At 32.4% G+C, this 10,476-nt stretch carries 8 protein-coding genes; 2 read left to right on the top strand and 6 right to left on the bottom strand.

Going from position 1 to position 10,476, the window contains the following annotated elements; all coding sequences use genetic code 11:
- Positions 1-13: 13 nt before the first annotated feature.
- The gene (locus tag RH98_RS13655; RefSeq protein WP_010255999.1) at positions 14-1,336 is read right to left on the bottom strand and encodes an HTTM domain-containing protein; all 1,323 of its coding nucleotides are present in this window, start codon (positions 1,334-1,336) and stop codon (positions 14-16) included.
- Entirely contained in the window at positions 1,308-2,261 is a 954-nt protein-coding gene (locus tag RH98_RS13650) for a bifunctional riboflavin kinase/FAD synthetase (RefSeq protein WP_010255997.1), read from the bottom strand. The genes RH98_RS13655 and RH98_RS13650 overlap by 29 nt, the downstream gene beginning before the upstream one ends.
- Before the next feature lie 234 nt (positions 2,262-2,495).
- Here RH98_RS13650 and RH98_RS13645 point away from each other — a divergent pair, with 234 nt between their 5' ends.
- Positions 2,496-3,236 (top strand): endonuclease/exonuclease/phosphatase family protein, encoded by a 741-nt coding sequence (locus RH98_RS13645; RefSeq protein ID WP_010255995.1) that lies wholly within the window; start codon positions 2,496-2,498, stop codon positions 3,234-3,236.
- A 50-nt stretch (positions 3,237-3,286) separates the two neighbouring features.
- On the opposite strand, the gene RH98_RS13640 is transcribed toward RH98_RS13645, so the two are convergent.
- From RH98_RS13640 to rimP, 4 genes are all read right to left on the bottom strand, one after another.
- Positions 3,287-3,958, bottom strand: coding sequence for a zinc metallopeptidase (locus RH98_RS13640; protein ID WP_010255993.1), 672 nt, complete (start codon positions 3,956-3,958; stop codon positions 3,287-3,289).
- 119 nt (positions 3,959-4,077) lie between these two features.
- Entirely contained in the window at positions 4,078-7,050 is a 2,973-nt protein-coding gene (gene infB / locus RH98_RS13635) for a translation initiation factor IF-2 (RefSeq protein WP_010255991.1), read from the bottom strand.
- 55 nt (positions 7,051-7,105) lie between these two features.
- Positions 7,106-8,344 (bottom strand): transcription termination factor NusA, encoded by a 1,239-nt coding sequence (gene nusA / locus RH98_RS13630; RefSeq protein ID WP_010255989.1) that lies wholly within the window; start codon positions 8,342-8,344, stop codon positions 7,106-7,108.
- Positions 8,345-8,359: 15 nt separating this feature from the next.
- Positions 8,360-8,827: a ribosome assembly cofactor RimP gene (gene rimP / locus RH98_RS13625; protein ID WP_010255987.1), complete on the bottom strand. Its 468-nt coding sequence runs from the start codon at positions 8,825-8,827 to the stop codon at positions 8,360-8,362.
- A 183-nt stretch (positions 8,828-9,010) separates the two neighbouring features.
- Here rimP and RH98_RS13620 point away from each other — a divergent pair, with 183 nt between their 5' ends.
- A complete protein-coding gene (locus RH98_RS13620) occupies positions 9,011-9,838 on the top strand; it encodes a universal stress protein (RefSeq protein ID WP_010255985.1) in 828 nt (275 codons plus the stop codon).
- Positions 9,839-10,476 lie beyond the last annotated feature (638 nt).

Genomic DNA, 10,476 nt, shown 5'->3' with positions numbered 1-10,476 from the left:
TTTTCTTGATATTTTAAAAAGGTTTATCTAATATCCAAGGACAATGCGTAAAATAATTCCATGACACGCTACCTAAGTCGATATTTTCGTCAACAAATTGACTATATGGTCTTCTATTTATTGATACATAACTTTCTGCAAATACAGCTACATCTTCACCTTTCTCCGCATATTCTTTTTTTATACGTTGCGCCATTTGCCATATCATATCTGGGGAAGTTAATCTAGCTTCTTGTTTAGGTGTTAACACAGCCGATAAATCGTAATATCTACGTTCTCCTGACTTTTTATCTTCTACAATATAATTAGTATATCCACCTCTAGAACGAAGCATCATACGCCAACTTAATCGATGTCCTTCATCCGTCCACAAAACATCTCCTTTGATAAAATGAAAACGGATAGGTAATACAAGTTGAATAAACATAAAAACACCTACTACAATCACCTGCCATTTCGAAAGAAAATGAGCTGTTTGATAATTACTGATATTTTCATCTATTACAAATGGTGGTTTCTTTCTGAAAAAGAACTTTCTCACTTGCTCAGGTTCATAGAAAAAGACAGCAAAACTTAATGCGAAATATGGAAAGATACCTATATGAAGTGTAATAGAATTAAATAAGTGAAACATTAAAGATGCTATTACCCCTAACGTACGTGTACGTTTCCATAATAACATAGGAACTATAAGCCCATCAAAAATTATCCCTAAATAAGCAATCGTTATGTAAAACCACTTCTGAGTAAAGACTTCTTTAAAGATTTCAGGAATATTGGCACTTTCATACATTAAGCGAGTGAACGTACCATCAAGCCAATCTGGATAAAACTTGGCTATTGTCCCATAAACATAAAGCATAGTCACCTGAAAAATAAAAATCCAGGAAATATATCTAGGCATATAGAGCAATTTCTTTACACGACCTGCCTTCACATCTAAGGACGCATAACTTGAAGCAGGTAAAAAACACATATAAAAACAGACAATCATCAACATATAGTAATGATTATTATAAGATGTTTTTTGTAGAAAATAGGCTCCAGCCCAAAGTATTGTAAGAAGAATAATATTTAACCGATAACGCCAACCCAACATTACTGCAAGTGACACAACTCCCATTAAGGCAAAATAGACATACATTTGAGGACCTACTAATACTTGCAGGAAGTCCATATATATGTGGGAAAAAGTAAAATTAACATCAACTAAATTGCTTCTAACCCATCCAGTAGCAATTGCTCCAAAAGATTCACAAGCAAATAAAAATCCAAAAAAAATACGAAAGATAATTAACGGTGAATTATCAATTGGTTGAAGAGCTTTCTTCCACATACTGTTCAAAATATTTACGAGTTATTTGCTCATCTTCATGTAATTTTGCAACTAGCTCATCTAGATTGTTAAATTTCAGTTCATCTCTTATCCTGTCTAAGATACGAACTTTTAACGTTTTATCGTATAAATCGCCATCCCAATCTAAATAATTTACTTCAATAGTATATGGATGACCTACGAAAGTAGGGTTTACCCCAACGCTCATCATTCCTTTTACCATAACATTATCAATCTCAGATTCTACTATATATACACCATTCTTAGGAATTAACTTATAATCTTCTGAAATGGAAATATTAGCTGTTGGAAATCCCAATTTACGACCTAACTTTTTGCCATGTACTACGACACCTGAAAAAAAGTAATCATAACCTAAGTATTCATTTGCCAATCGCATATCTCCTTCTTCTAATGCTTGTCTAATTTTCGTAGAACTAATAGAGACATGGTCAATCTCCTCAGCGCTAATCTCCTCCACCTCAAAACCATATTTTTTACCAAATTCTATTAAGTCATGAATATCGGCAGTTCTATTTTTTCCAAAACGGTGATCATATCCTATGATTATCTTAGAGATATTAAACTTATCTACCAAAACTCGTTGCACAAACTCCTCGGCAGATAATTGAGAGAAATCTAAATCAAACTTTTGAACCACTAAATTATCTAATCCTAAAGATGCTAATAAATATTCTTTTTCTTCAAGCGTATTCAGCAATCTGATATTATGATCCTGTTTTAGAACCATACGTGGATGAGGGAAAAAAGTAAGAACTAAACTTTCAGCTGCTATATTTTTAGCCGAATCTACTAAACGATTAATAATCTTTTGATGACCTAAATGTAAACCATCAAAGGTTCCTAATGTAGCCACTACTTTTTTATCCGTTTTAAATTCGTTGATAGAAGAAAATGTTTTCACTTTAATTTATTTACTAAGATTAGATGTTTACATTTGGCATCCTTAATAGTTTCTATAGCACAAATGAAACGTAAAAATACGGCATTTTTACAAATTGATTCTATAAATATCCCTTAATATATACCAGTTTATAACTTTAACACTATTTAATTCATGCTTAAAAGGTCATTCTTTTCCTTAACATTATTCATTACTTTACTTACAATACAAACAACCTATGCACAACTAAAAATCATGACGTGGAATCTACAAAATGTAGGCCAGAGTAAAACAGATGAGCATATACAATTTATAGCTGATATAATGAAAAATGCTGATATTATAGCTATTCAAGAGATTGTTACTAACCCTTCAGGAGCAAAAACAGTTGCTAAAATACATACAGAACTCAATACATCATCTGGAGTTAAGTGGGAATATTCGTTATCAGATCCTACAGATAGTTCACCATATCGATCAGAACGCTATGCTTACTTTTGGAAAACATCGAGAGTAAAATTAAAAACAAAGGCTTCACTTGACACTTTCCATAAAGATGATATTGAAAGAGAACCATATATGGCCACTTTTACTTATAAAGGTAAAGAACTTACTATATTCAGTTTTCACGCTTTACCTAAAAAACATCAGCCAGAAACAGAAATTAAATACTTTAAATTCTACCCCGATTTATATCCTGACAAAAATCTAATCTTTACAGGTGACTTTAATACTCCACAAACTCATACTGTCTTTAATCCCCTCAAAAAGCTAGGATATAAACCCGTGTTTGAAAATCAAAAAACTAGTTTACGACAAAAATGTATAAATGATGATTGCCTCGCGTCTGAATATGATAATTTCTTCTTATCCGATAGTAGCTTTGAGATCATAGATTTCAAACCAATATACTTCTTCCAATCTTTTGAAGACATAAAAGACGCAAGAAAGATATCAGATCATATCCCCTTATTAATTGAAATAATTATAAAATAGAAAAGCGACTCCTGAGTCGCTTTTCTATTTTATATGTATAACTTATTTAATTAACGTCTATTCATATATATCATAATGTAATATAACAAAGTACCTAATGATGAAATAGCAGCTACTACATAAGTCCTAGCAGCCCAAGTCAGGGCATCTTTAGACCCAGCATATTCACCTTGTGTAACAATCTGTTTATCTTGTAGCCATTTAAGAGCTCTTCTACTTGCATCATACTCTACAGGTAAAGTAATAAATGAAAATAGAGTCACCATAGCAAACAATCCAATCCCAATCAATAATAAACTAGGAAAAGTCTTAATCATTAATACACCACCTAAGAGTACAAATGGAACAATATTAGAGGATAAACTAACTATAGGAACTAACTTAGATCGCATAGTTAACCAATGGTATGCTTTTGCATGTTGGACAGCGTGTCCAACCTCATGAGCTGCAACTGCTGCTGCAGCAGCATTTCTTTCATTATATACTGCTTCACTCAAATTAACCGTTTTATCTTCTGGGTTATAATGATCTGTCAAACGTCCAGGTGTTGAAATAACCCTTACATCTCTAATTCCATGATCAAATAACATTTTTTGAGCAATCTCAGCACCACTCATTCCATTTTGAAGGTGTACTTCTGAATACTTTTCAAACTTAGACTTTAATTTATATTGAACATAATAACTTGCTGCCATAATGGCAATCATAAAAATCCAAATCATAACTGTAATACTTTTATTAATAAAGAATCAAATTATAAGCCATTTTAAAACAATGTCATAATGACATAAAAAAAGGGAGATAATTAACATCATCTCCCTTTTATATCTATTGAATAATATTATTTCAATTTCTTTTTAACCTCTACTTCTTGGAAAGCTTCAATTATATCAAGCTCTTTAATATCATTGTAATTCTTAATTTGAATACCACAATCATATCCTTTAGCAACTTCTTTAACATCGTCTTTGAAACGTTTTAAAGCTGTTAGCTCTCCTGTATAGATTACAACTCCTTCACGGATTAAGCGGATTCTAGAGCTGCGGAATATTTTTCCATCAGTAACCATACATCCACCAATTGTACCCACTTTAGAAATTTTAAACAACTCACGGATCTCAGCAGTACCAGTAACTTCTTCTTTCAACTCTGGAGATAGCATACCTTCCATAGCATCTTTTAAGTCATCAATAGCAGCATAGATAATAGAGTATGTTTTGATATCAATTTCTTCTTTATCTGCCAATTGTTTAGCAGAAGCCATTGGTCTAACGTTAAATCCAATAATAATAGCGTCTGAAGCAGAAGCTAATAATACATCAGATTCAGTAATAGCACCTACACCTTTGTGAATAATATTGATTTGAATTTCTTCAGTAGATAATTTAGAGAATGAATCAGATAATGCCTCTACAGAACCATCCACGTCCCCTTTTAAGATAATGTTCAATTCTTTGAAATCTCCTAAAGCAATACGTCTACCAATTTCAGCAAGTGTAATATGTCTTTGAGCACGTACAGATTGTTCACGTATTAATTGAGTACGTTTAGTAGCAATTTGTTTTGCTTCTTTTTCCTCTTCAAATACATTAAACTTATCACCTGCAGTTGGAGCACCATCTAATCCTAATACAGAGATAGGTGTCGAAGGTCCAGCAGTTTTAATTGCTTTACCACGCTCATCATGCATTGCACGAACTTTACCGTGATTACGTCCAGCTAGTAAGTAATCCCCTACTTTAAGAGTACCACCTTGTACTAAAACTGTAGAAACATATCCACGACCTTTATCTAAGAATGCCTCAACAACAGTACCTACAGCTAATTTGTTAGGATTTGCTTTAAGTTCTAACATCTCAGCTTCCAAAAGAACTTTTTCTAATAATTCTTTCATTCCAATACCCTTTTTAGCAGAAACATCTTGAGATTGGTAAGTACCACCCCATTCTTCTACTAGCAAGTTCATTGCAGCAAGTTTTTCTTTAATTTTATCAGGGTTAGCAGTTTGCTTATCTACTTTATTAATAGCAAATATAATAGGTACACCAGCTGCTTGAGCATGACTAATTGCCTCTTTTGTTTGTGGCATGATATCATCGTCCGCCGCAATTACAATAATAACAATATCTGTTACCTGCGCACCACGTGCACGCATTGCAGTAAACGCCTCGTGACCTGGAGTATCCAAGAAAGTAATTTTTTGACCACCTTCTAATGTTACACCATATGCACCAATATGCTGTGTAATACCACCTGACTCACCAGCAATAACATTGGCTTTACGGATATAATCCAATAAAGATGTCTTACCGTGGTCAACGTGTCCCATTACAGTAACGATAGGAGCACGAGTAACTAAATCTTCTGGTCTATCTGGTGCTTCCTCAATTGATTCATCAATGTCAGCAGTTGTAAAGTCAACTTCATAACCAAACTCATCAGCAACGATAGTTAATGTTTCAGCATCTAAACGTTGATTCATTGTAACCATGATACCTAAAGACATACAAGTACCGATAACTTTAGTAATTGGCACATCCATCATAGTTGCAATCTCACCTACAGTAACAAATTCTGTCACTTTTAATGTTTTGCTTCCAGCTTCTAATGCTTTTTGCTCGTCATCTGATTTTTTACGGTGAACATCACGTTTATCACGGCGATATTTAGATGATTTAGATTTATTCCCTTTACCTTGAAGACGTTCAAGAGTCTCCTTAATTTGGTTTTTAACTTCTTCCTCAGTAGGTTCAGCTTTTACAATTGGAGTAGTGTTTCTTCTTTGGTTATTTTTGTTACCAAATTTACCACCGCCATTTCTATTAGCATTGTTACCACCACCTGGTTTATTATTGTGGTTATTATTACCACCAGGTTTATTGGTATTCTTATTATCAGTAGTATTAGTCGTATTTCCACCCTCTGTGTTAGGTTTAGCAATACGCTTTCTTTTGTTTTTACCTGCTGCACCATCCTTTGCGTTAGATGGATGATTTCCTTTCTTAGGATCCTCTTTTTTCTTTTTAGGCTTATTAAATTGAGATAAATCAATTGTCTGTCCTGTAAAAGTTGTTCCCGAAAGCTTTTGGTAATTAGTTTTAATTACTTCTTCACCCGACTTCGCCTCAGCAGTTTCAGTAGTATCAGCTGTTTTTTCAGTTTGCTCCACTTTCTTAATTGCTTGTTTCTTAGATGAAGCTTCCTTACCCTCAACAAAACTCTTCTGTTGTGGTTTTTCTACCTCTTTTTTAGCTTCCACTTGCTTTTCTGTATTCGTTATTTTAGTTGCTTCTTTAACATCAACTTTATTAGCTTCCTTCTTAGGCTCAGAAGCTTTATTCTCTACTACTTTTTTAGGTTCTGCTTTAGGCGCATCCACCTTTTTATCCTGCACAACATCTACTACTTTCTTAACATCTTCTGAAGAAGTTTTAGGTTTTTTAGGATCAAGGTCGATTTTACCAACAGTTTTTATTGCAGCAATTTCTTGTGCTTTAGCTCTGATAATTTCTTGTTCGCGTTTAATGCGAATTTCTTCTTGTTTTCTTTTCTCTTCAAGTTCTCTATCGCGCTCTATTTTCAATGCTTCTTTTTCTTTCTTTTTCTCTTCACTAACCTCCATAGAAGCTTCTTTTTTCCCCTTATCAGCAGAAAATTGTTTACACAAAACACTGTATTCCTCTTTAGAAATTTTAGCATTTGGTGTAGCGTCGATTTCATGCCCTTTGCCTTTCAAAAAGTCTACGGCTCTATCTAGAGAAATATTTAATTCCCTTAAAACTTTATTAATTCTTATTGCTCTTTCTTCAGACATATTATCTTTTTAGTGTATTAATTGTGTTGTGTTGTTTTACTTAAAAATTATAATATTAATCCTCAAACTCATCTCTCAGAATAGACAACACATCATTTATTGTCTCTTCTTCTAAATCAGTTCTCTTGATTAATTCCTCAACACCTAGGTTTAATACGCTTTTCGCAGTATCTAAACCAATCTTTTCAAATTCTTCAATTACCCAATCTTCGATTTCGTCTTTGAATTCTCTTAATTCTACATCATCATCTTCTGGGTTTAATTCACGCATTACATCTATATCATATCCCGTAAGCATACCTGCTAACTTGATATTCTGACCTCCTCTACCGATTGCTCGTGATACCTCTTCCAAATCTAAATAAACGTTAGCTTTTTTAGTTTCTTCATTAATTACCACTTTGTTAATACGAGCTGGTGCTAAAGCACGTTTAATAAACAATTCAGTATTATCAGTATAGTTAATTACGTCAATATTTTCATTTCCTAATTCGCGTACAATACCATGAATTCTAGATCCTTTCACACCAACACATGCTCCTACAGGATCAATTCTATCATCATATGTATCTACTGCAACTTTAGCTTTTTCTCCAGGGATACGAACAACTCTTTTAATCGTAATCTCACCAGATTCTATTTCAGGTATTTCTTGCTCAAATAATTTTTCTAAAAACTTAGATGAAGTTCTAGACATAATAATCTGAGGTTTAGAACCTTTTAATTCTACTGACTCGATAATACCTCTTACAGTATCACCTTTTCTGAAAAAATCAGCAGGTATTTGTTTTTCTTTAGGTAAAACAATCTCGTTTTTACCTTCATCCATCAAAATTACAATTTTTGGTCTAGCGTGGTGTACTTCAGCCGAATATATTTCACCAACGATATCTTTAAATTGTTTATAAAGAGATGTATTATCATGCTCAGTAACTTTCGAATATAAATTTTGACGTAAAGCCAAAATAGCACGACGATCAAGCCCCTCTAATTTCACTTCTTCAGAAACTTCTTCTCCAACCTCGAAATCAGATTCGATTCTACGAGCTTCAGACAAAGAAATCTCAGCGTTTTCATCTTCTACTTCTCCATCAGCTACAACGATTCTGTTTCTAAATACCTGACAGTCTCCTTTATCTGGATTAACGATAATATCAAAATTATCATCTGATCCATATTTTTTCTTCAAGGCATTTTTCAATACATCTTCAAGAATTGCCATAAGCGCAACACGCTCAATATCTTTTTCGTCTTTAAATTCTGAGAATGAATCTACTAAATCTCTATTCTCCATGTGATATTCTGTTTTTTAAAATGAAATTATAACACTAGCTTCTTTTATATTCTCAAAAGGAATTATTTGTTCCTTTTCCACTGTAATCTTACCCTTACCTACCGGTTTAGGTTCTCTGCTTTTCCACTTTAATACAATGCTATTATCAACAACTCCCTCAAGTGTTGCCTCAAATTTTTCTTGATCTAAAGTTATCACCTTAAGTTTTCTTCCAATATTTTTTGGATATTGTCTTAATAATTTCAAAGGTGTTGCAGCTCCTGCAGACGCTACTTCTAAAGCAAAATCCTCCTCCTCGCGATCTAAATTATGCTCAATAGCTCGACTTACATTAATACAATCTTGCAACGTAACTCCTTGATCTCCATCAATTGTTACTACAATTTTATTATCAGGTGATATTTTATATTCTATCAAAAAAAGAGTTGGATACTCCTCAAATGCCTGATCAATTAATACTTGTACTTTTTCTTTTAATGTCATATTGCTATAAAAAGAGGGGACATACTAGTCCCCTCATTATTTAATATTTTTTAATAAATAACTGCACAAATATACAAATATTTTTATTACAAATAAAACTTTGTCTATTGATAATTATTATCTTAACTTTATTTAATCATTAAAACTGTTCAATTTTTAAACAAAAAACACAATATAATCACCATGAAAAAGTTTCTAGTACCTACCGATTTTTCTGAACAAGCATATAATGCTGTTAAAGCAGCAACTATTATTGCTAAGAAATCTAAAGCTGAAATTATTCTTCTACACATTTTAGATTTACCACAACAAGGTAGCGACAGTATCAACAGAGGAACTCCTATTCCTGAAGTTATGTTTTTCAAAAATGCTGCTGATAAAAAATTAGAAGAATTAGCCAACTCAGCAATATTTGAAGGAATTCCAGTATCTACTAGCCTAATACTTGATAGAACATCATTAGGAGTTACGAAATCTGCAGAAAACAATGAAGTGGACCTTATCGTTATGGGGTCACATGGAGCAAGTGGAGTAAAAGAATATTTCGTTGGGTCTAACACAGAAAAAGTTGTTAGAAACTCAGACATCCCAGTTTTAGTGATTAAAGGAGAAGTAGATAAATTTGAAATAAAAGATTTCGTTTTTGCATCTGACTTCTCAGATGGTATGAAAGATTCGTTTAAGAAAGCATTAAAATTCAACAAACTTCTTGGTGCAAACTTTCACTTACTAATGGTTAATACACCTAATAATTTCAAACCTACTCACGTAGCTGAAGAAATTTTAGATGAGTTCTTACAAGATACTACGAAAGAAGAATATGACTTATCTATCTATAATGATATGAATATTGAAAAAGGTATTATCAATTTTTCAAAAAAGATAGACGCAGATTTAATAGGAATTGCAACTCACGGCAGAACAGGATTAGCACACTTCTTTAATGGAAGTATAAGTGAAGACTTAGTAAATCACTCTCCTACTTCTGTGATTACATTTAAAATTGATTAATCAATTTATTTAATGAATTGACTAATTTACAAAAGAGAAGTTCTTAGAAGTATCTAAGAACTTCTCTTTTTTGCTCATATTTTACATCATTAATTGATTCTATTTCAACAAAAACATCTTATTTTTTTGTACATTTGCTACATATCACACTATATATCAACATATAACAAGATATTTATTTCAAAAATCAAAGCTATCAAATACTTCGTAAATAGATAGTAAAAAGTACTAATTTACTTGTACTAGTATTTTTCATTAACACTACTTTTAACATTTTGAAATTCTTCCAATCCCACTTTTAATCATCGTTACAAGCGTTTTATTCGGGTCTGCTTCGGAACAGCACCCCATTTTACAGTGTTTTCCCGAACAGTTCTCGAACAACACTGCAACAACGGTTTATAAAAACGCTCACACATGGCATAAAATAAGGCTTTCAAGAACTAAAAAATATTTTTTTAAACACCTAAAATAAAGCTTATTATTAAAATTTTAACAATAGATAAAAAACACCGTTATCCTATTTTTTACAATAAGATATTTTAAAAAAGTTTAAAATTCAAACATTACAAAGACTGACATCTACATTACACTTCTTACCTAAAAAGTAAAAAGGCAGGGACAAAAATACTACGTGT

Origin of the sequence: Myroides injenensis M09-0166, assembly GCF_000246945.1 — a bacterium.
Classification (GTDB): domain Bacteria; phylum Bacteroidota; class Bacteroidia; order Flavobacteriales; family Flavobacteriaceae; genus Flavobacterium; species Flavobacterium injenense.
Note: the sequence above shows the minus strand (reverse complement) of the source record. Positions and strands in the feature narration are given on the sequence as shown.

What these genes read in the sequence shown, in the direction of transcription:
- RH98_RS13655 (WP_010255999.1), bottom strand. Translation starts at nt 1,336, where the DNA reads ATGTGGAAGAAAGCTCTTCAACCAATTGATAATTCACCGTTAATTATC.
- RH98_RS13645 (WP_010255995.1), top strand. Translation starts at nt 2,496, where the DNA reads ATGACGTGGAATCTACAAAATGTAGGCCAGAGTAAAACAGATGAGCAT.
- RH98_RS13640 (WP_010255993.1), bottom strand. Translation starts at nt 3,958, where the DNA reads ATGATTTGGATTTTTATGATTGCCATTATGGCAGCAAGTTATTATGTT.
- infB (WP_010255991.1), bottom strand. Translation starts at nt 7,050, where the DNA reads ATGTCTGAAGAAAGAGCAATAAGAATTAATAAAGTTTTAAGGGAATTA.
- nusA (WP_010255989.1), bottom strand. Translation starts at nt 8,344, where the DNA reads ATGGAGAATAGAGATTTAGTAGATTCATTCTCAGAATTTAAAGACGAA.
- rimP (WP_010255987.1), bottom strand. Translation starts at nt 8,827, where the DNA reads ATGACATTAAAAGAAAAAGTACAAGTATTAATTGATCAGGCATTTGAG.
- RH98_RS13620 (WP_010255985.1), top strand. Translation starts at nt 9,011, where the DNA reads ATGAAAAAGTTTCTAGTACCTACCGATTTTTCTGAACAAGCATATAAT.